At 62.5% G+C, this 23603-nt stretch carries 22 protein-coding genes; 11 read left to right on the top strand and 11 right to left on the bottom strand.

Annotated features, from left to right (window positions below; translation table 11 throughout):
• Positions 1–89: 89 nt before the first annotated feature.
• Positions 90–1580: an MFS transporter gene (locus ABIB90_RS16675; protein ID WP_354161472.1), complete on the bottom strand. Its 1491-nt coding sequence runs from the start codon at positions 1578–1580 to the stop codon at positions 90–92.
• A gap of 390 nt (positions 1581–1970) precedes the next feature.
• Here ABIB90_RS16675 and guaB point away from each other — a divergent pair, with 390 nt between their 5' ends.
• From guaB to ABIB90_RS16660, 3 genes are all read left to right on the top strand, one after another.
• Positions 1971–3461, top strand: a complete 1491-nt coding sequence (gene guaB / locus ABIB90_RS16670; protein ID WP_007609139.1) for an IMP dehydrogenase — start codon at positions 1971–1973, stop codon at positions 3459–3461.
• 255 nt (positions 3462–3716) lie between these two features.
• On the top strand, positions 3717–4739 hold the full coding sequence (gene curA / locus ABIB90_RS16665) for an NADPH-dependent curcumin/dihydrocurcumin reductase (protein WP_354161477.1): 1023 nt from the start codon (positions 3717–3719) through the stop codon (positions 4737–4739).
• 151 nt (positions 4740–4890) lie between these two features.
• A complete protein-coding gene (locus ABIB90_RS16660) occupies positions 4891–5181 on the top strand; it encodes a hypothetical protein (protein ID WP_354161479.1) in 291 nt (96 codons plus the stop codon).
• A gap of 16 nt (positions 5182–5197) precedes the next feature.
• On the opposite strand, the gene ABIB90_RS16655 is transcribed toward ABIB90_RS16660, so the two are convergent.
• Positions 5198–6040: a metallophosphoesterase family protein gene (locus ABIB90_RS16655; RefSeq protein ID WP_354161482.1), complete on the bottom strand. Its 843-nt coding sequence runs from the start codon at positions 6038–6040 to the stop codon at positions 5198–5200.
• A gap of 70 nt (positions 6041–6110) precedes the next feature.
• Complete coding sequence (locus tag ABIB90_RS16650; RefSeq protein ID WP_354161485.1) at positions 6111–6770, bottom strand: acriflavin resistance protein; 660 nt, start codon at positions 6768–6770, stop codon at positions 6111–6113.
• 168 nt (positions 6771–6938) lie between these two features.
• On the opposite strand from ABIB90_RS16650, the gene ABIB90_RS16645 reads away from it, so the two are divergent.
• On the top strand, positions 6939–7361 hold the full coding sequence (locus ABIB90_RS16645) for an MAPEG family protein (RefSeq protein ID WP_354161488.1): 423 nt from the start codon (positions 6939–6941) through the stop codon (positions 7359–7361).
• Positions 7362–7395: 34 nt separating this feature from the next.
• Positions 7396–8694 carry an RsmB/NOP family class I SAM-dependent RNA methyltransferase gene (locus ABIB90_RS16640; RefSeq protein WP_354161491.1) on the top strand — a complete coding sequence of 433 codons (1299 nt, stop codon included), beginning with the start codon at positions 7396–7398 and terminating at the stop codon, positions 8692–8694.
• Positions 8695–8819: 125 nt separating this feature from the next.
• On the opposite strand, the gene ABIB90_RS16635 is transcribed toward ABIB90_RS16640, so the two are convergent.
• From ABIB90_RS16635 to ABIB90_RS16625, 3 genes are all read right to left on the bottom strand, one after another.
• The gene (locus tag ABIB90_RS16635; protein WP_007592195.1) at positions 8820–9029 is read right to left on the bottom strand and encodes a cold-shock protein; all 210 of its coding nucleotides are present in this window, start codon (positions 9027–9029) and stop codon (positions 8820–8822) included.
• 258 nt (positions 9030–9287) lie between these two features.
• Positions 9288–9620 (bottom strand): DHCW motif cupin fold protein, encoded by a 333-nt coding sequence (locus ABIB90_RS16630; protein WP_354161495.1) that lies wholly within the window; start codon positions 9618–9620, stop codon positions 9288–9290.
• Positions 9621–9855: 235 nt separating this feature from the next.
• Complete coding sequence (locus tag ABIB90_RS16625) at positions 9856–10227, bottom strand: nuclear transport factor 2 family protein (RefSeq protein ID WP_354161498.1); 372 nt, start codon at positions 10225–10227, stop codon at positions 9856–9858.
• A gap of 146 nt (positions 10228–10373) precedes the next feature.
• On the opposite strand from ABIB90_RS16625, the gene guaA reads away from it, so the two are divergent.
• The gene (guaA, locus tag ABIB90_RS16620; RefSeq protein ID WP_502916972.1) at positions 10374–11972 is read left to right on the top strand and encodes a glutamine-hydrolyzing GMP synthase; all 1599 of its coding nucleotides are present in this window, start codon (positions 10374–10376) and stop codon (positions 11970–11972) included.
• Between the two features lie 561 nt (positions 11973–12533).
• On the opposite strand, the gene copD is transcribed toward guaA, so the two are convergent.
• From copD to ABIB90_RS16595, 5 genes are all read right to left on the bottom strand, one after another.
• Positions 12534–13496, bottom strand: a complete 963-nt coding sequence (gene copD, locus ABIB90_RS16615; RefSeq protein WP_354161543.1) for a copper homeostasis membrane protein CopD — start codon at positions 13494–13496, stop codon at positions 12534–12536.
• 17 nt (positions 13497–13513) lie between these two features.
• A complete protein-coding gene (locus tag ABIB90_RS16610) occupies positions 13514–13870 on the bottom strand; it encodes a copper resistance CopC family protein (RefSeq protein ID WP_354161504.1) in 357 nt (118 codons plus the stop codon).
• 6 nt (positions 13871–13876) lie between these two features.
• On the bottom strand, positions 13877–14875 hold the full coding sequence (locus ABIB90_RS16605; RefSeq protein ID WP_354161507.1) for a hypothetical protein: 999 nt from the start codon (positions 14873–14875) through the stop codon (positions 13877–13879).
• A gap of 52 nt (positions 14876–14927) precedes the next feature.
• Positions 14928–15245 (bottom strand): DUF2946 family protein, encoded by a 318-nt coding sequence (locus tag ABIB90_RS16600; protein WP_502917980.1) that lies wholly within the window; start codon positions 15243–15245, stop codon positions 14928–14930.
• Between the two features lie 423 nt (positions 15246–15668).
• Positions 15669–15998: a hypothetical protein gene (locus ABIB90_RS16595; protein WP_354161513.1), complete on the bottom strand. Its 330-nt coding sequence runs from the start codon at positions 15996–15998 to the stop codon at positions 15669–15671.
• A 491-nt stretch (positions 15999–16489) separates the two neighbouring features.
• Between ABIB90_RS16595 and ABIB90_RS16590 the strand changes: the two genes are divergently transcribed.
• From ABIB90_RS16590 to ABIB90_RS16570, 5 genes are all read left to right on the top strand, one after another.
• Positions 16490–17620 (top strand): ABC transporter substrate-binding protein, encoded by a 1131-nt coding sequence (locus ABIB90_RS16590; protein ID WP_354161516.1) that lies wholly within the window; start codon positions 16490–16492, stop codon positions 17618–17620.
• A 101-nt stretch (positions 17621–17721) separates the two neighbouring features.
• Entirely contained in the window at positions 17722–18657 is a 936-nt protein-coding gene (locus ABIB90_RS16585; RefSeq protein ID WP_502916973.1) for an ABC transporter permease, read from the top strand.
• Entirely contained in the window at positions 18651–19439 is a 789-nt protein-coding gene (locus ABIB90_RS16580; protein ID WP_354161519.1) for an ABC transporter ATP-binding protein, read from the top strand. Before ABIB90_RS16585 ends, ABIB90_RS16580 begins: the two co-directional genes overlap by 7 nt.
• 149 nt (positions 19440–19588) lie before the next feature.
• Positions 19589–20389 (top strand): class I SAM-dependent methyltransferase, encoded by an 801-nt coding sequence (locus ABIB90_RS16575; protein WP_354161522.1) that lies wholly within the window; start codon positions 19589–19591, stop codon positions 20387–20389.
• Positions 20390–22303: 1914 nt separating this feature from the next.
• Positions 22304–22765 carry a VanZ family protein gene (locus ABIB90_RS16570; RefSeq protein WP_354161525.1) on the top strand — a complete coding sequence of 154 codons (462 nt, stop codon included), beginning with the start codon at positions 22304–22306 and terminating at the stop codon, positions 22763–22765.
• The last annotated feature ends 838 nt before the right edge of the window (positions 22766–23603 follow it).

The raw sequence follows: 23603 nt of genomic DNA, 5'->3' as shown, positions 1-23603 counted from the left end.
TTGCGAGGAGCTCTTGCGACGAAGCAATCCAGACTGTCTCCGCGGAGGGATTCTGGATTGCTTCGCTTCGCTCGCAATGACGAGATAGGCTACCCCAGCCGCTGATCCCGCACGTCCTGCGTATCCTCGGTCGCCGCCTTGACGGCCGCCTTGGCCGCGCCCTTGCCGGCACCCTTGCGGCTCGCGATCTCCACGGCCTTGCGGCCGGAGACTTCGTGACCGGCATCGGCGGGCATCTGCCAGAAGAACCAGCTCGACGCCGCCGAGGTGAGCGCGACCACGACGAAGGCCGGCGCAAACACGGTGGCATTGAGCTCGCTGGCGTGGCTGAGCCACATCGTCGTCTCGACGGACGCAGCGCCGACGGCGACGCCGGCCGAGACCGCGAGCTGCTGATTGACGCTGACGAGCGTGGTGGCGCGGCTCATCTGCGCCTGCTCGACCTCGGCATAGGCAACCGTGTTGATCGCGGTGAACTCGAGCGAACGGAAGAAGCCGCCGACCACCAGGATGATCATGATGATCAGCAGCGGCGTCGTCACGGTGAAGAGGGCGCAGGCGGCGAGAAAGACGGCACTGATGATCGCGTTCACCGTCATCAGGTTGCGGAAGCCGAAGGCGCGGATGATGCGTGCGGCCAGCGCCTTCATGCCCATGGCGCCGAGCGAGGAGCCAAACGTGACGAGGCCGGACTTGAACGGCGAGAGGCCGAAGCCGATCTGCATCAGCAGCGGCAACAGGAACGGCAGCGCGCCGATGCCGAGCCGGAACATGAATCCGCCGAGAACGGCGGCGCGTAGCGTCGGCAGCCTCAGCAGCGTGAAGTCCAGCACCGGCGACCCCGTTCGCCGCGCGTGAAGGACATACAGTGTCATCGAGATTGATCCGCCGACGACCAGGGCGGCAACTGTGCTCCATGGCAGCAGATTGAGTCCGGCAACCGACAGCCCGAAGGCGATGCCGGCGAGCCCGAGGCCCGCGAGCACCATGCCGTAGAGGTCGAACGGCTCTCGTTCCTCGCTTTTGATGGGATCGATGAAGCGCAAGGCCATGAAGATGCCGAGCAACCCGATCGGGATGTTGATCAGGAAGATCCAGTGCCAGGACGCATAGGTCGTGATGAAGCCGCCGAGCGGCGGCCCGATCACGGGGCCGATCAGGGCAGGAACCGTCACCCACGCCATGGCATTGACCAGCGCGCTCTTATCGACCGACCGCAACAGCACGAGGCGCCCGACCGGCGTCATCATCGCCCCGCCCATGCCTTGCAGGATGCGCGCGAACACGAAATCGGTGACCGATGTCGAGAGCGCGCAGCCGACCGAGCCGACCATGAATACGCCGACGGCAATCGCAAACACCATGCGCGCGCCGAACCGGTCGGCGGTCCAGCCGCTCGCCGGGATGAACACCGCAAGCGACAGCAGATAGGAGGTGATCGCGAGCTTGAGCGTCAATGGGCTGGTGCCGATGTCGGCTGCGATCGCGGGCAGCGACGTGGCGATCACCGTCGAGTCCATGTTCTCCATGAAGAGAGCAGTGGCCACGATCAGCGGAATGACGCGTTGCTTGTCGACCATAACGGATTGGTAATGGAAATCGGAAGGAAGGGCGAGAATTGCGGCTTATCACCGGCACTGGGCCGCGACCATTGCGGATCGACGCATAGCACCTAAATCCTGCGTGACCCGAGGTGAGTGCGCCCGCGCCGGAGACCGTGATGATCGGCCGGCACGGGGACGCCGTTCGCCAGTACGAGGCGCCGCGAGGCTATCCCCCGCTGAATTTGCCTAAAAAGCCTGTGCATGGCTGGCCGGCGGTCCGATTTGCTTTGATTCGTCGTCCACCCGTGCTATCGACCCGCGTCAACCCCACCGATGGGCTCCGATTCTCCGGCGTTGCCGCAAGGTACGCCGAGGGCGGCGCTCATCCATAGCTATTTGCGGCAGGGCCGCGGAAGGAGTTGGCACATGGCCACCGTGCAACAAGGCATTCGCGAAGCCCTCACGTTCGACGACGTGCTGCTGAAGCCGGGCCTGTCGGACGTCATGCCGGGGGAGGTCGACATCCGCTCTCGCGTCACCCGCGCCATTCCGCTCAACATCCCGATCATGGCCTCCGCCATGGACACGGTCACCGAAGCCCGCATGGCGATCGCCATGGCGCAGGCCGGCGGCATCGGCGTCATCCACCGCAATTTCGATCCCGAAGGGCAGGCCGCCCAGGTGCGGCAGGTCAAGCGCTACGAGTCGGGCATGGTGGTGAACCCGCTCACCATCAGCCCCGACGCCACGCTGGACGACGCGCTCAAGCTGATGAGCGATCACGGTATCTCCGGCATTCCCGTCGTCACCGGTGCCGGCAAGTCCACGCCGGGCAAGCTGGTCGGCATCCTCACCAACCGCGACGTCCGCTTCGCCACCGACCGCCAGCAAAAAATCTCCGAGCTGATGACGCATGAAGGACTCGTCACGGTGCGCGAGAATGTCAGCCAGGACGAGGCACGGCGGATGCTGCATCAGCACCGCATCGAGAAGCTGCTCGTGGTCGACGAGCAGTATCGCTGCGTCGGTCTGGTCACCGTGAAGGACATGGAGAAGGCGGTCGCCCATCCGCTGGCCTGCAAGGACGCGCAGGGCCGCCTGCGCGTCGCCGCCGCCACCACGGTCGGTGATAGCGGCTTCGAGCGCACCGAGCGGCTGATCGATGCGGGCGTCGATCTCGTCGTGGTCGACACCGCGCACGGTCATTCCCGTCACGTGCTCCATGCGGTCAACCGCATCAAGCGCCTGTCCAATTCCGTGCAGGTCGTTGCCGGCAACGTCGCGACCTCGGAGGGTGCGCAGGCGCTGATCGATGCTGGCGCGGACTGCATCAAGGTCGGCATCGGCCCGGGCTCGATCTGCACCACGCGCATCGTCGCCGGCGTCGGTGTGCCCCAGCTCACCGCGATCATGGATGCGGTGGAAGCGGCGAAGAAGTCCGACATCCCCGTGATCGCCGACGGCGGCATCAAGTTCTCCGGCGACCTTGCCAAGGCGCTTGCTGCCGGTGCCGACATCGCGATGGTCGGCTCGTTGCTCGCCGGCACCGATGAGACGCCCGGTGAGGTGTTCTTGTGGCAGGGCCGCTCCTATAAGGCCTATCGCGGCATGGGTTCGGTCGGCGCGATGGCGCGCGGCTCGGCCGACCGCTACTTCCAGCAGGACATCAAGGACACGCTCAAGCTCGTGCCCGAAGGCATAGAAGGCCAGGTGCCTTACAAGGGCCCGGTCGGCAACGTCATGCACCAGCTCGCCGGCGGCCTGCGCGCCGCGATGGGCTATGTCGGTGCAAAGGACATGAAGGATCTGCACGACAAGGCCCAGTTCGTCCGCATCACCGGCGCGGGCCTGCGCGAAAGCCACGTCCACGACGTCACCATTACGCGCGAGGCGCCGAACTATCCGGGCGGGGGTTAGGCGCTCCACATTCCGCTGTCATGCCCCGGCTTGACCGGGGCATCCAGTACGCCGCGGCCTCTCGGCTCAACCACGACCGCCTCTGGAATACTGGATTGCCCGATCAAGTCGGGCGATGACAGCGAGGGCGCGGTTGGTGTGTACCAATCTCCATTTGCGGCGCTGTCCTGCAACTACGCTCCGTCGCTTTTGTATTGACGTGCTCCGCTCCCTCCGCTTCCGTTCGCGCCGAAGCATAATCAGGAGGAAGCCAACATGTCCCAAGGCAAACGCATCGTTCTCGCGGCACGTCCGGTCGGCGAGCCAAAGCCGTCCGATTTCCGCATCGAGGAATTCGCTGTACCGACGCCCGCCGCAGGCGAAGTCCTGCTGCGCACGATCTGGCTCTCGCTCGATCCCTATATGCGCGGGCGCATGAGCGACGGTCCGTCCTACGCGACCCCGGTGCCGGTCGGCGGCGTGATGGAAGCCGGTACGGTCTGCGAGGTCGCAGCCTCCAACAATCCGAACTTCGCCAAGGGCGACATCGTACTCTCGCGCGCGGGCTGGCAGACGCACGCGATCTCCGACGGCAAGGGGCTGAACAAGATCGACCCGAAGCTCGCGCCGATCTCGACGGCCGTCGGCGTGCTCGGCATGCCCGGCATGACCGCCTACACGGGCCTGCTCGATATCGGCAAGCCGCAAGCAGGCGAGACCGTCGTCGTCGCCGGTGCCTCCGGTGCGGTCGGTTCGGCCGTGGGACAGATCGCGAAGATCAAGGGCGCACGCGCGGTTGGAATCGCCGGCGGCAAGGACAAATGTGATTTCGTCGTGAAGGAGCTCGGCTTCGACGCCTGCATCGATCACCGCGATCCCGATCTCGCGGCGAAGCTGAAGGACGCCTGCCCGAAAGGCATCGACGTCTATTTCGAGAATGTCGGCGGCGCCGTGTTCGAGGCGGTCTTCCCGCTGCTCAATGCGTTTGCGCGCGTACCCGTCTGCGGCCTCATCGCCCACTACAACGACACTGAAGCGAAGCCGCCGAAATGGGCCGCCAGCATGATGCGCGCGACGCTGACCAAGCGGCTGACCTTCCGCGGCTTCATCGTCTCCGACTTCGCCTCCCGCCATGGCGACTTCCTGCGCGACATGTCCGGCTGGGTCCGCGAGGGCAAGGTCAAGTACAAGGAGTTCGTCACCGAGGGCCTGGAGAGCGCGCCTGAGGCCTTCATGGGCCTTCTGAAGGGGGCCAATTTCGGCAAGCAGCTGGTGCGGGTCGGGCCGGATAGGGCTTGATCTGCCGCTCTCGGCCCCCTCTGGGGCCGGGTATGGTTAACAAAGAGTGACCGATCGGCCACACCCGCCCGTAAAAGCCGCAGGTGTGACCGTCGGTTCATTGACGGGCAGGCGAAGGCATTGAATCATTGCGCATATTTCAGGTGCGATGATGTTAGAGCTTGTTGTTTTCTGCGTAATCCTTGTGGCCGCCGGTTATTGGGCGACGATGTTTGTGATGGGGCGTCGCGACGACGTCATCCATGGCAAGTTCGTTCATACCGAGGACGTGTTCGCGCAATCCGCGATGCCCACACCCACGCCGCCATTCCCCAAGCGCCCGGTCAAAGCTGCGCGGCCTGCCAATGTTCAGCCCGCCAATACCGGGGCCAAACCGGTGAACAGCGACGCGCTGCAGTCCTTGCTTGCCGCGATCCAGCAGGATCTCAAGAGCGTCGCTTGAGCAGCCATGGGAAGCGCTAATGCGCACCGCCCATCTGGGCGAGCAGCTCCTCGATATCGATATCGACCTGGCCGGCGGCCCTGACGTGGCGAACCTCGAAGCCGTCGGGCTGGAAGCGGTACTCCACGAGCCCGACCTCCTTGATCGCGATCCGGTCCTGGCACGCATCGTTGATCTTGAAGCCGGCTGACGGCGCCCAGACGTGGCGGGTGTGGCGCCAGGTGAAGTCGCGCCGCTGGTGCACGTGACCGCTGGCGATGAGGCGCAGGTCGACATGTGCAAACATCTCGATCAGCCGCGCGCGGGCCGGCTGCGGCACGTAGCGGATCGACGTCTCCGGCGTCTCGGGGTCGTCGGGCCCGTTGAGAAATACCGGCTTGTGTACGAACAGCGCCACCGGCTTGCCGTTCGTGCGCGAAACTTCCGAGGCAAGCCAATCGAACTGCTCGGCCTCGAAGGCGAGCCCTGAATTCATCACCAGCGAGTTCAGGCCGATGAAGCACCAGCCCGCGGCCTCGAACGACCAATGGTCCTCGCCGATGATCTCGCGGAATTGCTGACGATGCGCTTCCGCGACGGGCGGCTTCGGCGCAGGGCCGATCGCGGTCGGATTGTCGCCGATGTCGTGATTGCCGGGGATGTAGCGGCATGCGACGGGCAGGGCATCGTGCAGGGCCTTGGCGAATTCGACATCGTCGCGGCTGGTCGGCCCGTCGAACGAGACGTCGCCGGTGTTGACAACGAGATCGGGCCTGTCGGTGTCGATATGCTCGCTGAGCGCCTGGAAGTTGGCGATCAGGCCAGGGAAGCGCCGGCCAAGATGGGTGTCGGAGATCTGCGTCAGGCGAAATTCGGACATGGATCGATCATAGGCCATGCCCGACGTCGGAACGATGACGGCGCACCCACACTCAGCGATCGAACAATGTTTAAAGCACGCGATAGCGGATCGTGTAGGCGTCCTGCGGCGCAACCCAGCCTGCCAGCGGCGTGGCGATGCGGTCGGCGAGGTGCCAAGGACCGAACTGAGGACCGAACTGAGCGCCAGACTGTTCGGAGCGATGCGGCTCGGCCGGCAGGCGAAGGCGGAATTCGAAGGTGCCCTTGCCGGGCAGGTTCACGACCAGCACGCGGTCCGCGGTGCGGTGGTTGAGCGGCGCCGCGCCGCGCAGCACGGAGCGGCCATCACCGAGCTCCTGCACGCCCTCGACCAGTGCCAGCGTCTGGTTGCGGTCGGTATGCAGCTCGATCTGGGTGTCGGTCGCCGCCGCCAAGGTCTCCCTGGGCATGCGGATCTCGAACTCGACCGCGGGTTTCGAGGGATTGAGGCCGAGATAGGCCAACGCGGCATGGCGCATGTCGTAGGCGGCAAAGGCGAACAGGGCGAGGGCGGCGAGCGCAGCGAGACCATGCCTGAGGACATCTCGCCAGGTCCGATAGCTCGTTCGGAAGTAGACCGTCATCGCCAGCGCCACCGCAAGCGCCGTCGCGATGCCGGCCAGCGCCGATATCAGGATGCCGAACTGGCCGTCGGCGGACTCGGTCAAAGCGCCGGTCAGGCTGGCGATCAGGCTGAAGAGGGTGTTCATGGCGGTCTCTCGCCTTGCGCGCCCCGAGGGGCAAAATCGCTTTAACTGTCGACGGTTGGTCGCCTCATCGGGAACGCCGGTTCAACTCGTTGATTGTCAGGACCAGCGGTGACGGCTAATGGACGCTAGCTGTGGCTTCCGCCCGATGGGAATTCCCGGGAAATTCCGATGTCCGTTCAAATGGTTTTGCTGCCGGTCTTCGTGCAGGTCGGTCTCACCTTCGCGCTCCTGATCGCCATGGCGATGGGACGCCGGCGCGCGCTCGTCTCCGGCGAGACCAAGAGCCGCGACATTGCGCTCGGCGAGCCCAACTGGCCCAAGGGCGCCACACAAATCGCCAATTGCTACCGCAACCAGTTCGAGCTGCCGGTGCTGTTCTACGCCCTGATCGCGCTGGCGCTCCCGTTGCGCCATGCCGATCTGTTCATCGTGCTGATGTCCTGGGTGTTCGTGGTGACGCGCTTCGCCCATGCCGGAATTTTCGTCTCCTCCAACAATCTCGGCCGCCGCTCCACGATCTGGCTCGCCGGCGTGCTTGTCCTGCTCGCGATGTGGATCTACTTCGCGTTGAAAATGCTGTTGCTGATCTAGGCGCTACTCGCCGATCCTGATCTGAAAGATTCCAATGACTCCCGCTGCCCGGCTGTCCGCAGCCATCGAACTGATCGACACCATCGAGAAAGACCGCGTGCCTGCGGCCAAGGCGCTGAAGGAGTGGGGCACCGCGCACCGCTTCGCCGGCTCCGGCGACCGCGCCGCCATTGCCGGCCTCGTCTGGGACGTGCTGCGCCGCTACGCCTCGAGCGCCTACCTGATGGATTCGGACACCGCGCGGTCGCGGCTGATCGGCATGCTTCGCCTCGAGCGCAACATGGATACGGCCACGATGGCTGCGCTGTTCGACGGCAACCGCTTTGCCCCGGCGCCGTTGACCGAGGCCGAGCAGGCCGCGCTCGCCTCGCGGTCGCTGGAAGGTGCCCCGGCCGCGATCGCCGGCGACTATCCGGAATGGCTGGATCCGTACTTGGCAAAAGCCTTCGGCGACGAGCGTGTCGCGGAGGCGGCCGCGATGGCGAGCCGGGCGCCGCTCGACCTGCGCGTCAACACGCTAAAATCCAATCGCGACAAGGTGCTGGGGGCGCTTGCTCATCTTCATGCGAAACCGACGCAGTGGTCCGCAACCGGCCTGCGCATCGAGCTTTCGGCCGATGCGCGCAACCCCGGTATCCAGGCCGAAGAGGATTTCATCAAGGGCGCCATCGAAGTGCAGGATGAGGGGTCGCAGCTTGCGGCTGCCTTGACCGCGGCAAAACCCGGCGAGCAGGTGATTGATCTCTGTGCGGGGGCCGGCGGCAAGACGTTGGCGCTCGCCGCGATGATGCAGGGCAAGGGCCGGCTGATCGCGACCGACAGCGACAAGCGGCAGCTTGCGCCGATCCACGACCGCCTGTCCCGCGCCGGCGTCCACAATGCCGATGTGCGCACGCCCAAGGGCGACGCCGATCCGCTGGCCGAGATCAGCGCCACCGCCGACCTCGTCGTGATCGACGCGCCCTGCACGGGAACCGGAACCTGGCGCCGCAACCCCGATGCCAAATGGCGCATGCGCCCGGGCGCGCTGGAGATTCGCTTGCGGGACCAGACCGAGGTGCTCGAGCGCGCGGTTCCGCTGGTCAAGGTCGGCGGCCGCATCGCCTACATCACCTGCTCGGTGCTTTCGGAGGAGAACGGCGAGCAGGTGAGGGCGTTCACTGGCCGCCATCCTGAGTTCGCGGTGGTGCCGCCGGAGCAGACCGCGAGCGTGCTCTGGGACAAGGCGGAGGAGTTTGCGCAAGCCGCGCTGCAATCGCCGGAAGGCTGGCTGATGACGCCGCGGCGGACCGGGACGGACGGGTTCTTCGTCTCGGTCTTGAAGAAGGCATAGCCCACCCCGTCACCGCGGGTTGCGGCGGCCCCCAAAACAAAAACCCCGCAAACCGGAACCCGGTCGCGGGGTTTTCTAACTTGGCGTTCTGCCGGTACGTCCGTGGTCAGAACGGTGCGCTGGCGTTAGCCGACGCGGAGATTGTCAGCCGAGGACTTGCCGCTGCGACGATCGGCGACGATGTCGAACGAGACCTTCTGGCCCTCATTGAGGGTCGACAGGCCGGCGCGCTCGACGGCGCTGATGTGCACGAACACGTCCTTGTCGCCGTCATCCGGCTGAATGAAACCAAAACCCTTTTGATTGTTGAACCACTTCACGGTGCCCATAGCCATGGGAATTTCCTTTGCTTAAGAAGTTAACACGCGGACCGGTACGCACTATTGCGCCCATAGTCCTGATCAGTCGATGTTGGAGAAATCATCTGAAGCGTGCGCGCCCGTCAGCAACGAAGCGAAGCGGCCCAGTCGTTCGGCCAAGTATCGATGATCACAATATAGCGAGATTTTGGGGCCACTTCAAGGCACCACCCGTCGCTCGGAATGTCGCCGCATTTTGCTATTTTGCGGTGCAAATTAACCCTTCCTGGGCGCTCAATCGACGATAAACAGCGTCGCCCCCGTCGCCGTCGAGGACCGGTGCGCGGCGTCGCCGAAATCCGAGACCTGGTAGCTCATCCCCGCCGTGAGCTTGAATTTGCGGCCGTCGCGCAGCTCGCTGTCGAGCTCGCCCTGCAGCACGTAGAGCACGTGGCCGCGGTCGCACCAATGGTCGGCGAGATAGCCCGGCGAATATTCGACCATCCGCACCCGGAGATCGCCGATATTGAGGGTGCGCCATTGCGCTTGCCCGGTTTCGCCGGGATGGACGGTCGGCTCGACCTTGCTCCAGTCGGTGACGGTGAAGTGGGCGGTGGGGAGCTTCATGGGGGGAATCCTGCGTCAGAGCCGGCAGCGCTGTTGTTAGCGTACGTTCGTCTAGCAGTCTCCGTCATTGCTGCGCCCGCACTACCGCGCTTGGGGCGTGCTCGCGCCTGACACGTGCTGTCATCGTCCGCGAAGGCGGGCGATCCAGTATTCCAGAGGCCGCACTAATTGAATCGACAGGCCGCAGCGTACTGGATTCCCCGCCTTCGCGGGGAATGACAGCGGTGGGTGAGCGTCAGCCCACCAAATGATTCGCCGCTCCCTGCACGATCTTTCCGGCCGCATTCACCCGCAGATATTCGCAGATCCGCTTTCCCCGCTCGTTGTCGTAGAGCACCACCACGCTGTCGGGGCTGACGAACAATTCGATCAGCGAGAAATGCAGGTCCGGCAACAGGGCGAGCGCCTTGCCCCAATAGGCGCGCAACGAATCCTTGCCGCGCACGGTGCCGCTTTCGTCGAATCCCATCGCGGGGATGCGGTCCGAGGTCATCACGACGTCCTCGGCATAGAGCGTGAGCACGCGCTCGAGATCGCGCGCGTTCCAGGCCTCGACCCAGGTGCGGCCGAGCGCGGCGAGATTCGACGGCTGATGATGGTGTGGCATGACGTTCTCCCTGATCGGCCCTTGGTGAGTGGCGGGCCATTAGGTCAATAATACTTACCTATATCGATTTGTCCATGCCCAAAGAAGAATGTGGGCGCGCGGCCCGCCCGGTTGCGGGAAAAGCTCCCGTCGCGTATCTGCTTGCCATGACAGCAGCACAGACCGACCGCTCCGCGTCGACGCCCTCCGTGGCCTCGGCGCATGACAAGATTCTCATCGTCGACTTCGGCAGCCAGGTGACGCAGCTGATCGCGCGTCGCGTGCGCGAGGACGGCGTCTATTGCGAAATCGTCCCGTTCAACAAGGCCGAACAAGCCTTCAACGAGATGACGCCGAAGGCGGTGATTCTCTCCGGCGGCCCTGAATCGGTGCATGAGGCGGGCTCGCCCCGGGCCCCGCAAGCGATCTTCGATTCCGGCGTGCCGGTGATGGGCATCTGCTACGGCCAGATGGCCATGGCGGAGCAGCTCGGGGGCACGGTCGAGGGCGGCCATCACCGCGAATTCGGCCGCGCCGACGTCGAGGTGAAGGCGCCGAGCAAGCTGTTCGAGGACGTCTGGTCGGCAGGCGGCAAGAACCAGGTCTGGATGAGCCATGGCGACCGCATCACCAAGATGCCGCCGGGCTTCTCGGTGGCCGGCACCTCGCCGAACGCGCCGTTCGCGATCATCCAGGACGAGACGCGCAAATATTACGGCCTGATGTTCCACCCCGAAGTGGTGCACACGCCCGACGGCGCAAAACTGATCCGCAATTTCGTCCGCAAGATCGCGGGTCTCTCCGGCGACTGGACCATGCGCGCCTTCCGCGAGGAGGAGATCGCCAAGATCCGCGCCCAGGTCGGCAAGGGCAGGGTGCTCTGCGGCCTGTCCGGCGGAGTCGATTCCGCGGTCGCGGCCGTGCTGATCCACGAAGCGATCGGCGAGCAGCTCACTTGCGTGTTCGTCGATCACGGCATGCTGCGCCTCGACGAGGCCAAGACGGTGGTCGATTTGTTCCGCCACCACTACAACATCCCGCTCGTGCACGTGGATGCCTCGAAGCAGTTTTTGGGCGAGCTCGAAGGCGTCACCGACCCCGAGACCAAGCGCAAGACCATCGGCCGCCTCTTCATCGAGGTGTTCGAGGCGGAGGCCAAGAAAATCGGCGGCGCCGACTTCCTCGCGCAAGGCACGCTCTACCCTGATGTGATCGAGAGCGTCTCCTTCACCGGCGGTCCCTCGGTGACGATCAAGTCGCACCACAATGTCGGCGGTCTCCCCGAGCGCATGAACATGAAGCTCGTCGAGCCGCTGCGCGAGCTGTTCAAGGACGAGGTGCGCAAGCTCGGCCGCGAGCTCGGCCTGCCCGAAATCTTCGTCGGCCGCCACCCGTTCCCGGGCCCCGGCCTCGCCATCCGCTGCCCTGGCGAGATCACCCGCGACAAGCTCGAGATCCTGCGCAAGGCGGACGCGGTCTACATCGACCAGATCAGGAAGCACGGTCTCTACGACGACATCTGGCAGGCCTTTGCCGTGCTGCTTCCTGTGAAGACCGTGGGCGTCATGGGCGACGGCCGCACCTACGACTTCGTCGTCGGCCTGCGCGCCGTCACCTCCACCGACGGCATGACCGCGGACTTCTACCAGTTCGACATGAAGTTCCTCGGCGAGACCGCCACGCGCATCATCAACGAGGTGAAGGGCGTGAATAGGGTGGTGTACGACGTGACGAGCAAGCCGCCTGGGACGATCGAGTGGGAGTAGGGCGGCCGGGTGCAATCGCTCATCCTGGCGTAGGTTTGGTGGGCTGTTCTCATTTCCTTTCATATTCAGTGACTGACCGAAGTTGTGGCCGAGTTTAGTCCGGCCGAAGTCGGCTTTCTAATTCCCGTCCACTGACAGAGTATTCGGGCGCACTCTGGCGTGCAAAATGGCTCAGACGTCGTAAGTCGAGGGACCTGCAACAACTGGTTCAGTGGAGCTAGAGGCATCGCGACCAATGGCCGTAATCGCTCAACGGGGCTCCTCCACACCGAGAGAGCTAGACAATTGAATTGAATTAACTCTTGAGCCAGCGGTGAGAAATAGATGTGCGCATCTACGGTGGCAAGCTACGAATCGCGAGTCGAGACGGAGGAGAGCACTACAGCGTAGACCACCTCAATAATCTCCTATCTTGTGCCGGTAAGCCTGGGGCTAGGACGCGTTTCATTGGAGCGGCAGCTTGTCGCGCAAAGCGGACATTGGTGCCCTGCCGAGGTCGGTTAAGGGCCACGAAGGAACTTTTGGGGTTAGAGACCGACACTCCATTGCGCCCGTCATGCTTCATTGCACCAGATGAATGGCGGGATGCAGCATGCCGAGCACCCCGACCATTGCGAAGATCGCGAGTCCGAGCGCGATCTCGATCAGCGTGTTGCGCCTCAGCGCGGAACGCGCGGAAGAATCGGTCGCTTCTTTTGGGGTCACAACGAGCCGGGGCGTCAGCCAGAACCGATTGACTGCCGCAAAGGCGACCATGATGGCAAAGGCGGCGATCTTGAGCAGCAACAGCCGCCCATAGTCGGTCACAAGAGACGCGCGGATTGAACCAACGAGTATCCACGTATTCAAGAGCCCAGACACGATCAGGGCGGCAACGCTAATCATCCCGAGGATCGAAAACCTGCTGATAGCGTCCAGCTCCAGTGGTCTCCATTCAAGTGCCGGACGGTGCCGACCCACCTCGAACAGAATCGCAAGGCCTGCCAGACCTCCGATCCAGGCCGACGCAGCGCAGAGATGCAGAACGTCGGCGGCGAGGTGTAGATTTCCCAATTCCCCTAACGTTGATCCGGCATGGCCGGTCCAGGCAATCGCCGCAACCAGAGCTGAAGCAGCCAACAGCACCAGCCAGCGCGACAAAACCATTTGGTCGAGCAGCAGACACGCGGCCAGCAAAACGGCCAAGGCAGCGCGAACTTCCGCGACCAAGCCGAATTGCGTCTCGTTGACCACAGTCCAGATCGCGCCGGATGTCACCGCGTCGCCCCAACCGAGATCCGCAATCGACATGGTCTGCAGCACAAGCCAAATCAGCCCGGTTGCCGTAGTGAGGGCGAGCGCTATCCAGGCAAGCCCAGCCAGGCGCAATCGGACAACGGAGTATCCCTCCGGCGAAGGCCGCAGGGCTGGCTCAGCGACGAAGCCGCGAAACATCAGGATACCGGCGATCCCCGCCGACGCCGCAAAATGGATCGCGCGCGTCAGAGCAAGAGGTCCGTCGATCTCCGACCCGAACCAGCTCATGGGCTTTCCCAATGGCGTTACTGGCCGACCTGGAAAGTAAAGCTGCCATCGGTCGTGTGTGTGTCCACCGATAGCACGTGCCAATTCACATGATAGGTGCCGCTGCCTCCCAAACGCAACGAAACCGACATCTGATTGCCGCTGACGCGGGCCTTGCCGCTGTCAACGCGTGCGCCTGCGGCATTGGTCACGGTGACCCTGGAGAAGGCGGGCTCCAGCTTTTGGGTGAACCACAAGGTCACCTCGCGCGGAGGGCTTCCGACCTTGTTGCCGACGCGCGGCTCGGCATGGTCGAGGAACGCGTGCGCCTGCGCCGCGCCGGTTGCGAGCACCAGCAAGAGCGGAGCGAGTCCAATCAGAGATAAACGTCGCATGGTCAACTACCTCGGAAAGGGGCTTGCGGGCTGGACCGGGCCGCCGAATAGCGGTTTGCCGATCCCGCGCGGGTCGATGTCATCGAGGTAGAGGTGCAGCTGCGCGATCACGCCGACGTTTCTGCCACTTTGCCGGTTGATCGGGATCAGCGCCTCGACCCCGACCTGGAAGGTGTTGCCGACCCAGAGCACGCCGGGTTGAATCGTTCCGGTCGTCAACGTTCCCGAGGTCAGGGTGTTCGACACCGGCGTTTGCAGATTGGCCTCGACCAACGGGATCAGGTGATTGATGAAATCCGGCAGGCCCAGATCGACCACGGACGATTTCAGATAGGGCATGCTGTATTGGATAGTCCCACCCCAGTTCAGCACACGCGGGTTGAACTCGGTGTCGGCGGTGAGCGCGCCGGTGTCGGGATCAACCCCGAGGGTCGTCGTGAAATTCCGTCCCGGGATCGCATAGCCGACCTGGCCGGTGATCGCGAACGGCCTGAGCCACGACAGCGTCTCCGGCAGATCGCCCAGCCCTTTGCCGAAAAAAACCGTCGGCGTGTAGGTGTTGAAGGATTCGGCCCCTATGGTGGAGGAGCCGGTGCCGCCCCATTCCACGCCTAAGCCTACCGACATCACGAACTCATGCTCGGTGCTTTTGAAGACCCGATATTTGAACAAGGTCTCCAAGTTCTGGAAGCCATTGGCCCCCGCCGCTGTAGTATCGATCGGCCCGAGGAAGGTGTAGGTCGTGCCAAACGATATCGCAAAATCCTCGGTGATCCGCTTCGAGAACTCCGCGGAGATATCGCCCTGGCGCACTGGCGGAACGTCGCCGGTCTTGAAACTGTCGACGGTGGGGAGCGACATCTCGTCGTTGACGCCGGGGTCGTCGATGGAGAGCGTGGCCGGGAAAAAGCGATTGCCAACGATTTCGTGGGCACTGCTTCCGGAGAGAGGAATAAACGTGATAGCGGCGCCCCAAAAGCCCGCACGTGCGTAAGAGATCGACATGGAAGGTCTCCACAAGTTGACGTGCAAGTGCAACGGCCGTTGGCCGCCATTCTCACGTCGACCGTGGAGGGGCACGCGCGTGGGTATTCGAGCCGGCGCGGGACGGTCCGTGGATCAGTTTCGCATCGGTCCAAAGAATTGGTCGGAACTGACGGGCAAGTTCAAAGAGGGTAACGGGCCTTGGCGCGTCAACGGCCGTGCCCGCGTGGGATACGCAGATCGCGCAAAGGGCGTCATGGGCGTAATGCCCACGATCTTGATCGTCTGATCCAGTGGTCGCATCACTGTGGCAAATGCTCGGTGATTGCAGCGGATCGGCAACCGCGATTGCCGTGGCCCAGCAGTCTGCGACCGGCGCCAGGATTTGCATCACCAGCGCGAGCAGGACGATCGGAAAAAATTCCTGTAGCCGTCGCCGCATTTGGCCCACCCGCCACGAAGCCTAGCACCGCGTGGCGTCGGGGTCGAGCCATCCGCACGTGCGTACGGTACAGTTCGTCTTAGCGAACGCACGATCTGTGCGGACCAAAGCACCATTTAACGATGGCCAGTCATGGCCGACTCACCAAGGAGGCTGACGTCGGCCTTGTCAAACTGCGACTTGGCGGGGAGGGCAGCTCTTGGGCGAAACGCGGACATTCGGCCTGATCGGCAAGTCTCCGAAGAGCCAAGATCAGAATGATCGTTGCATTCGGTCGCGACGTGGACTTGCTACCTACGATGACGCGAGGGTTCCGCGGCCATCCTCTCATACAACCGCCACCTCTATGCGCTAGTGTGGCAGATGAGAGGGTCATTTCGAGGCAACGGCCTCCTCGAACAGCTCAACCTTGCCGCGCGTGTTGTCCGTCACCGCAAAAACCTCGTAAAAATCGATCTGCGGCTTCATGCCGTAGCGCTGGATGATGCCCTCCAGCCACGGCCCGGTGTAGAACGCCGTAGCATCCTCGATACGCTCCCACTGGTACACGCCGCCCGCCCAGCCGCTTTCGGACCAGATGAAGTGCTTGCTGATCAGCCCCGTCACCCCGCGGAAGTTGGGGGCGATCTTGTGAAAGTGCTCGCGACACGCGGCGTAGTCGATCGTCGGCGGCAGTGTGTATCGTACAACGGCGGTAATCATGCGACCTCCTTGTAAGTATGGCCCGGCGCAACATTGATGGCATTCCCGGGATCAAGCTAGCGAAGCGGGGAGCCGATGGGTGAAAGGCGCAAAACCTAACCATTAGCTTCCGTTCGCTGCGACAAGCCGACCATTCCAGATCATGGCTAGCTTAGCGTCGAAGTTCAGCCTATCCCGCATGATCTCGGTACAGGCGTTGCTCAATTCGCGCAACGCAGGCTCCATGCATGCTGGTGCGTGTGCCCGACTGAGATACTGATCATCTACTCGCGCCAATCGCGATCAAATGCGACAGACGCCGCCGTGAGTAGGTCAACACGATTGACAAGAGCCTTAATCGCCGCGCAGCTATCTCCTTCCAATTTTTTGCGTTAATGTGAACCTCTTCACACCTGTGTAGCAGACGGGCTCGGATGATGCTCAAAGAGAGCTAAGGCCCCGCAAAGCGCCCCCAGTTCTATTCCATTCACACGCGAGTTTGGGAGTGACACATGGAAAAGCGCGAAATTGGCACCAGCTTAACGAAAGGTCTGTCCGAAGCGAAGGGAGGCGTTTTCTCCCGCCGCTCGGTGCTGACGTTGGTTTGCACCCTCGGCGCTGCGGCGCCATTTGGAATGTTCGGAGCGGCTCGCGCGCTGACGGCATCCGGGACTGGATCGCTGTCTTATCTTCCTGGCGAGTCCTTTATTTGCCGCGCCGCAGCGAACAGTGAAGAGCTACAAGGCCCGCGCCGCCAACTAAGAATCGCCTGGAACGCGAACGCGGCGTGCACGGTCGCTGCGGCAGTCGCAAAAGAACGGGGTATCTTCGCCAAGCATAACCTCGATGTCGACTTCGTCAATTTCGGTGGTCCCACCGACCAATTGTTGGAGGCAATTGCAACTGGCAAGGCCGATGCCGGTTTGGGATTGGCGCTGCGCTGGCTTAAACCGCTGGAGCAAGGTTTCGACGTTCGGATCACCGCCGGAGTGCACGGCGGTTGCATCCGGCTCCTCGGCTCCAAGGCCGCGAATATCGATAGCCTGGAGTCCCTGCGCGGCAGGGCTATCGCGATTAGCGATCAAGCGAGCCCAGCGAAGAACTTTTTTTCGATCTACCTCGCCAAGAAGGGCATCGATCCGGCCCAAGAGGTAGAGTGGCGCCAGTACCCGGCCAATCTGCTTGCGCTTGCCGTCGATAAGGGCGAAGTGCAGGCACTGGCCGAGATAGATCCGCTGCCCTATCTTTGGCTCAAGGAAGGCAAACTTAACGAGATCGCGACGAACTTAACGGGTGAATTCGCCGACCGCACTTGCTGCGTACTCGCGATACGTGGCAGCCTCACCCGAAGCGAAATGCCGGTGGCAGCCGCTCTGACCCGATCGATACTGGAAGCGGCAGATCGAGTTGCCAGCGATCCCGCCGATGCCGCAGCAATCTATTCGGGCTACGGCGGGAGAGGATCCCTAGAGGATCTCGCCACTATGTATCGCAGCCATACTCATCACAGGCATCCCGTCGGGGCGGAGCTCAAGAAACAACTTCTACTCTACACCGATGAACTCAAGGCAGTGAACGTCATCAAGCGAAGCACTGACCCGGCCAAGTTCGCCGACCGGATTTATCTTGACGTTCTAAGCTGAGCCGATTGGGAAGATCCGCAGTGAGCTCGGTCATCAATGAAGTGCCGAGGCCATCAGAGAAATCGGGGTTCGGCTTTTTTGAAAGTTCGACCACTCGGTCGTTGATCGGCGGACTGTCTGTTGCCGCGGCATGGTCTATGGTTGCCGCGCTCGCTGCGTTCTGGCCGGACAGGCCCGAGAGCGATTGGGCCTACACGGGCAGCTTCGCCATTGCCTGCGGCGCGTTGGCCATTGCTCTTGCCTTGGCCGCCTTTGCCGGCGTTCGTTTTGCTCTTCAGCGTCTCCAGCGGCTTTATCCGTGGCTGTTCGCGCTCGCGCTGTTTTTGGCCGCTTGGGAGGCCGTCACAGCAAAGCTCGGATTGCTGCCGTTGCCGTTTTTCCCGCCGCCGCAGGCCATTGTCGAAGTTGCTATCGACGATTGGAGGCGGCTGGCTGAAGGCATTTTCGCCTCAGCCCGTCTGCTCGCGACCGGCTATTTTCTCGGCGCGGCGGCAGGGTTCGTAACCGGCGTGGCGATCGGCTGGTCGCGGCGCGCCGGTTATTGGATCCACCCAGTGTTGCGGTTCATCGGGCCGTTGCCCGCAACAGCTTGGCTGCCGCTCGCATTTTTCGTTTTCCCGTCGAGTTTCAGCGCCAGCATTTTCCTGATTGCGCTCGCAACCGGGTTTCCGGTCACCGTGCTCACCTGGTCGGGCGTGGCCAGCGTGAAGAGCGCCTATTACGATATTGCGCGGACATTGGGAGCAACCCAGCGCTTCCTCGTGCTCAAGGTTGCGATTCCGGCGGCAATGCCACATGTCTTTGTTGGCCTGTTCATGGGTCTCGGCAACTCGTTTGCGGTTCTTGTCGTAGCCGAAATGCTGGGTGTGAAGGCGGGGCTCGGCTGGTATCTGCAATGGGCGCAGGGTTGGGCGGCCTATGCCAATATGTACGCCGCGCTGCTGCTCATGGCGTTCTTCTGCTCCAGTCTGATCACGCTGCTCTTCCGATTGCGGGACCGCCTGCTATCCTGGCAGAAAGGTTTAGTGCGATGGTAGCGCCGATCGCAAGCGATCACGCGGTCCGTGGATCTACGCTAACGCTCCGCGAAGTGAGCCATCGCTTCGATCTTGAAGGGCAGCCCCTGCCGGTATTGGACCGCATCAGCTTGCAGGTCGGCCGCGGCGAATTTGTTGCTCTCCTGGGACCGAGTGGGTGCGGAAAATCGACCTTGCTGCGGCTGGTCGCGGGGCTCGACACTCCAACGGCCGGCTCGCTGCTAGCGGAGGGAAGGGAGATCGAAGCACCCGATCCGTCGCGCGTCGTCGTTTTTCAAGACCCCACGCTCTATCCATGGCGGACGGTATGGAGCAACGTTGCGCTCGGTCTGGAAGCCCGCGGGTTGCTCCGCACCCATCGCGGACGTGTCGAAGACGCGCTGCGCCTAGTGGGACTCACGGGCTTCGCCAATGCCTACCCGCACCAGCTTTCCGGCGGTATGGCGCAACGAGCGGCTCTGGCGCGTGCGCTTGTCAACGACCCGAAGCTGCTCATTCTCGACGAACCTTTGGGCCAGCTCGACTCGCTGACTCGTATCGCGATGCAGGCGGAACTTGTCGCACTTTGGCAGCGCTCGAGTTTCACGGCGCTGCTCGTCACGCACGATGTCGAGGAGGCGCTCTTGCTCGCCGGCCGCGTCATCGTGCTGAGCGACCGACCTGCACGGATCAAGGCCGAAGTCGTCAACCGCCAGCCCTATCCTCGCCACCGGGGCGATCCGCACTTCGTTGAGCTTCGTCGCGAGGTGTTCGAGCGTCTCGGCCTCGATGACGCATGGTAACTGTCAAAAGGAGCTCGCCGTGACAGATATTCTCATACGCATCATGAAGCAGCCGCACGGCGTGCTCGCCGCGATTGCAATGCGGTTGCTTTAGCGGCTTGGTAGCGACCCCGTTGAAGTCTAACAATTTGGAGCGCACGGAGCATTCTATGACCTCGGAATTCAACGTCCACAACGCCGCGGGCTATGAGCAGCTCATGGGCCGCTGGAGCCGAAGACTCGCGCGGCTATTCATCGACTTCGCAGGGGTTGCCGACGGCGAAAGGATTCTCGACGTCGGTTGCGGTACCGGGAGCTTGACCTTCGCGCTCGCTGAAGCCGCCGACCTCGCCGAGATTGCCGCGGTCGACTATTCACCAGTCTTCGTCGAGGAAGTGGTCCGGCGCAACACAAACCCGCGAATAGAAGTCCGACAGGCGGACGCCTGCGCGCTGCCCTTCGAGGGCGGCACGTTCGACCGCGCTTTGGCGCTTCTCGTGCTCCACTTCGTTCCCGAAGCCGGCAAGGCAGTAGCCGAGATGTGCCGCGTCGTTCGGTCGGGCGGCGTGGTCGCGGCAGCGGTGTGGGATCATCTCGGCGGAATGCCCGGCATGCGCATGATGGTCGACACGGTGGCGGCACTTGGTGAAAGCGGGCGCCAGCTGCGCAGCCGCTATTGCTTTCAACCGATGATGCAGCCGGGCGAACTGCGACGGACTTTTGCCGAACAGGGTCTCGCGGACATTGCGGAAATGGAACTGATGATCCGCATGGACTACCAAAGCTTTGCCGACTATTGGGCGCCGATTGCCGCTGGCGAGGGGCCGCTCGGCAAGTATGTGGCATCGCTCGACGCTGTGGAGCGAGCACGCACCGACGCCGCCGTCCGCGATGCCTACGAGGCTGGCCGGCCCGATGGCCCGAGGTCCTTTGCAAACGTCGCGTGGGCGTGCCGAGGCATCGTTCCCTAACTCGACGGCCAGAGCCGTCTCTTCCGAGGTCCTGAACCCGAAATCGTTCACCCAACCGCGCGGCCTTCGGAATTGTCACCGACGGGCGAGCTCATCTCAGGGGCAAGAATGCGACCTAGCGGGGAGGGCAGCTCTTGGCTGAAAGCGGCATCCGTCGACGGATCACCGCTCCTCCGTACCAGGACCCGCAACTTGTTGAAGTTGCAAAAAGGTTCGACGTTGGACTTCACGCTAGAGCGAAAGCTACGGCGACAAGCTACGAATGGATCCGCTCGGATCCCGAGCTGATGGGGCAGGGCAGCTCAGGACCGGCTCCAGCACTTGCAAAGACGGCTGATTCGGGTGTCTGGTCCGCTCTCCACTCGAAGCAGAACTTTTCTTCATGGCCGAAGTCTCCGAAGAGCCACAAGCTGCCGTCGATGGCAGGTTCGGCTCGGCGTCCGGTTTACCCGGCCGAGAGCGGACATCACGGCGGCTGAGGCGCTCTTCCGCTTGGGGGCCAGAAACAGACCTTTGCTGATCGGCAACATCGGAACGATGAATAGCCTCTCTCGCCATCTAGCTCACGGCAGGACGCACAAAGAGAGCCCTTGTTCATCTCGATTGACGGCCAGTTGGCGGCCCCTTGTCTCCCCCCTGATGGCAGCCAAGGGCTCAGTCCAGCGCACCTCAGCGCGTTGGAGCTTGTCGCCGCGTTCTTAGCCGAGGGCCGCAAAGGTCGACAAGCTCGGAACCGAGAGCGTAGCCCGAGATAGCTCCAAAAGACGCACGCCAGACGGTGTTTGGATAGCTGCCGGCGCAAACCAGATGTGTCGTATCGGATGCATAGTTGACGCAGCGCTTTAGACACTGCCTCGCCAGCGCAGCTTGGCGATCGGGGCAGTTCAGGCCGGTTCTTTCGTCTTCGACCCTCCCGGCGTCGTCCTCAAAAAAGCAATCCCGCAACTGCGCATTTCGAGTCAACACGTTCATGCATTGAGCGGTCGCGTCGCCGACCTGCGCCTTGGTCGGTTTCACCAATGGGCACTCTGGGGGAATCTGAGCTGGGACCACGTAGGTACGCGCTGGCCGGCGGGCGAGCACGGCGGCTCTGTGCTTGCTCGCGGCGGGCCCACGTGACGGCCCTCGAGAATCTTCGGCGCAGGCGATAGGAAGGCATCTGGTCCACAGCGGACCGCTGCTCACGCATCGATTGGCGTCTGGCGCGCAGCCGGTGGGGCAACAGGTTTGCGCAGACGCGGGCGATATCACCGCATATGCCAAAACCAAGATTGTCACCTTGAGATGGCGCATGTTCCCCCACCAGACAGACAGCAGCTAAGCGGCGCTCGACTTGTCCTTTTCAATCGCGCTCATTCCTTTTTCTTCTTGTCATCTCCATCCTGGCCGCCAAAGCCCGAGGAGCCCTTGTTAGCGCCGCCACCTCCAGATCGGGAGCCTTCCTCTCCGGAATGCGCGACCCTGGACCCCTTTGCGCCACCCGAGTTCTCGCCGCCACCTCCGCCAGAGCCCCCACCACCGCCGCCGGCTGATGAGTGCTCCTTGGTCGAGTGATCCTCGGTCGCGCTGTGTGGATCATTGTCGAAGACTGAATGACTGCTGCCGCCGCTGCTATATCCTGCTCCGTCACGGGCGCCGGAACGTGCGATGGCTGTTGACGTCAACGACGTCGACAGGAGTAGAGTCATCGATGGCGGGTTACGGCAGCAAACCTGCCACACATCTTCAAGAACTCCCGGCGGTCTTCGTCTTCTTTTGCGGGCATCAGGTATTCCCCTGGGCTCCAAACTCGACTATTTAACTTAAATCAAATTAAATAAATTAATCCTTTTAATTGGTTCAATCACGAAAAGTTGCGTTCTAGTGCGCCTACCATTGGCCGTACTGCCCTGCCGCGGGCGGCAGAAGTTCTGGATGAGGGTGAAGAACCGCAGCCACCACGCTGGCAAATGCGAGCCGCTGGATCCGGTTGGCGCTGAAGTATATTGCGGCAACAACTCGGGGTCAGTCGCTACTATGCTGTATAGAATTTCAGTTGCCGTGGCGTGGGCTTCTCTTGCCTTTATCACCTACGCGAGTTTGTCTCCAATCCACGACAGGCCTCAACTGAGCAGTTCGGCCAACATCGAACACGTCGCGGCCTTTACGTTCCTAGGTTTCGCATTTTGTGCCGCGTACCGGGACCGGATGACGCTGGTGTGCAGCCTCGTGCTTGGTAGCGCAGTGGTGCTGGAATTGTTGCAAAAGCTGACGCCAGATCGCCATGCTAGATTGCTGGATGCGTCCGAAAAGGTGGTTGGCGGGTTGCTCGGGATTTTGCTCGCCAGCATCGCTTTACGCCTGATTGAGCGCTGGACGGCTGCATCTGATGTTTAACGGTTATTGCGGGTTGGGTTCATGCCCAATCGTGGCATAAGCCAGTGACGTCCGTTGACATAGCTCACGTCGCAATGTCGATATCGACTTGGCGAGCTGGTTGGGGCCCTGGTTGGCCTGCTCGGACCCTTCAACCAGGACAGGAGCCGACTGGTTCGTAAGGTTTGCGTCTGAACTCTTCCGCACCGTGATTACTGTGATTGGATTGCCAATTGCCTTTCCGCCGCGCGGATGGTGTCGATGAACAGCTTCGCAGCCGGGTTCAAACCAATCGGACCACCATGTCCTCTAGCTCCAACGCCAGTATCGCCACGAGAGCGCGCACGAAGGCTGAGGCCACGCGACAGGCGGAACAGGCAGCGAAATTGTAAACATAGCCTGCCTCCGCTCGGAACTTCTCAAGTTGAGCAATGAGTTCTATTCGCGCCGTTCTATAAGCGACCCGTCTATGGGTCGGCTTATCTCCTGAAGCAGACATAGCGGCCCTGTCGGCGAAGGGCGGCAACGCTCCAATAGGCGCCGATCGGCGCGGGGCTGCAAACTTCCAGTCTAGTTTGAAAGAGCGTCCTCGGCTTCGGGCGACGAATCCATTCAGACGGACAAAGCCTAGACAAACGTGGAAAGTAACGGCTAGTCATTCGCATGGGGTGGATTCCGAATTGTATTCCTCCGGGGTGGGCCGCCTTGTTGAGTTGCAGGTATCCGACGAGGATCTAGCTTTAAGGCTAGCCTTAAGGTCGGTAGATGCGGGTAGAGGTCCTGGGCGGGGTTGAGCGTCGTCGTCGCTGGTCTCGCGACGATAAGATGCGGATCATCGAAGAGACGCTGGCGCCCGGCG

Origin of the sequence: Bradyrhizobium sp. JR4.1 (assembly GCF_040548605.1) — a bacterium.
GTDB classification, from domain to species: Bacteria; Pseudomonadota; Alphaproteobacteria; order Rhizobiales; family Xanthobacteraceae; genus Bradyrhizobium; species Bradyrhizobium canariense.
The sequence above is the reverse complement of the archived record's forward strand: the minus strand, read 5'-3'. Positions and strand labels throughout refer to the sequence as shown.

Coding starts and splice junctions, on each gene's coding strand:
- ABIB90_RS16640 (WP_354161491.1), top strand. CDS start 7,396: ATGACTCCCGCTGCCCGGCTGTCCGCAGCCATCGAACTGATCGACACC.
- ABIB90_RS16655 (WP_354161482.1), bottom strand. CDS start 6,040: ATGTCCGAATTTCGCCTGACGCAGATCTCCGACACCCATCTTGGCCGG.
- ABIB90_RS16590 (WP_354161516.1), top strand. CDS start 16,490: ATGGAAAAGCGCGAAATTGGCACCAGCTTAACGAAAGGTCTGTCCGAA.
- ABIB90_RS16600 (WP_502917980.1), bottom strand. CDS start 15,245: ATGCAAATCCTGGCGCCGGTCGCAGACTGCTGGGCCACGGCAATCGCG.
- copD (WP_354161543.1), bottom strand. CDS start 13,496: ATGAGCTGGTTCGGGTCGGAGATCGACGGACCTCTTGCTCTGACGCGC.
- ABIB90_RS16645 (WP_354161488.1), top strand. CDS start 6,939: ATGTCCGTTCAAATGGTTTTGCTGCCGGTCTTCGTGCAGGTCGGTCTC.
- ABIB90_RS16675 (WP_354161472.1), bottom strand. CDS start 1,580: ATGGTCGACAAGCAACGCGTCATTCCGCTGATCGTGGCCACTGCTCTC.
- ABIB90_RS16580 (WP_354161519.1), top strand. CDS start 18,651: ATGGTAGCGCCGATCGCAAGCGATCACGCGGTCCGTGGATCTACGCTA.
- guaA (WP_502916972.1), top strand. CDS start 10,374: ATGACAGCAGCACAGACCGACCGCTCCGCGTCGACGCCCTCCGTGGCC.
- ABIB90_RS16650 (WP_354161485.1), bottom strand. CDS start 6,770: ATGAACACCCTCTTCAGCCTGATCGCCAGCCTGACCGGCGCTTTGACC.
- guaB (WP_007609139.1), top strand. CDS start 1,971: ATGGCCACCGTGCAACAAGGCATTCGCGAAGCCCTCACGTTCGACGAC.
- ABIB90_RS16630 (WP_354161495.1), bottom strand. CDS start 9,620: ATGAAGCTCCCCACCGCCCACTTCACCGTCACCGACTGGAGCAAGGTC.
- ABIB90_RS16660 (WP_354161479.1), top strand. CDS start 4,891: ATGTTAGAGCTTGTTGTTTTCTGCGTAATCCTTGTGGCCGCCGGTTAT.
- ABIB90_RS16610 (WP_354161504.1), bottom strand. CDS start 13,870: ATGCGACGTTTATCTCTGATTGGACTCGCTCCGCTCTTGCTGGTGCTC.
- curA (WP_354161477.1), top strand. CDS start 3,717: ATGTCCCAAGGCAAACGCATCGTTCTCGCGGCACGTCCGGTCGGCGAG.
- ABIB90_RS16595 (WP_354161513.1), bottom strand. CDS start 15,998: ATGATTACCGCCGTTGTACGATACACACTGCCGCCGACGATCGACTAC.
- ABIB90_RS16635 (WP_007592195.1), bottom strand. CDS start 9,029: ATGGCTATGGGCACCGTGAAGTGGTTCAACAATCAAAAGGGTTTTGGT.
- ABIB90_RS16575 (WP_354161522.1), top strand. CDS start 19,589: ATGACCTCGGAATTCAACGTCCACAACGCCGCGGGCTATGAGCAGCTC.
- ABIB90_RS16605 (WP_354161507.1), bottom strand. CDS start 14,875: ATGTCGATCTCTTACGCACGTGCGGGCTTTTGGGGCGCCGCTATCACG.
- ABIB90_RS16625 (WP_354161498.1), bottom strand. CDS start 10,227: ATGCCACACCATCATCAGCCGTCGAATCTCGCCGCGCTCGGCCGCACC.
- ABIB90_RS16570 (WP_354161525.1), top strand. CDS start 22,304: ATGAGGGTGAAGAACCGCAGCCACCACGCTGGCAAATGCGAGCCGCTG.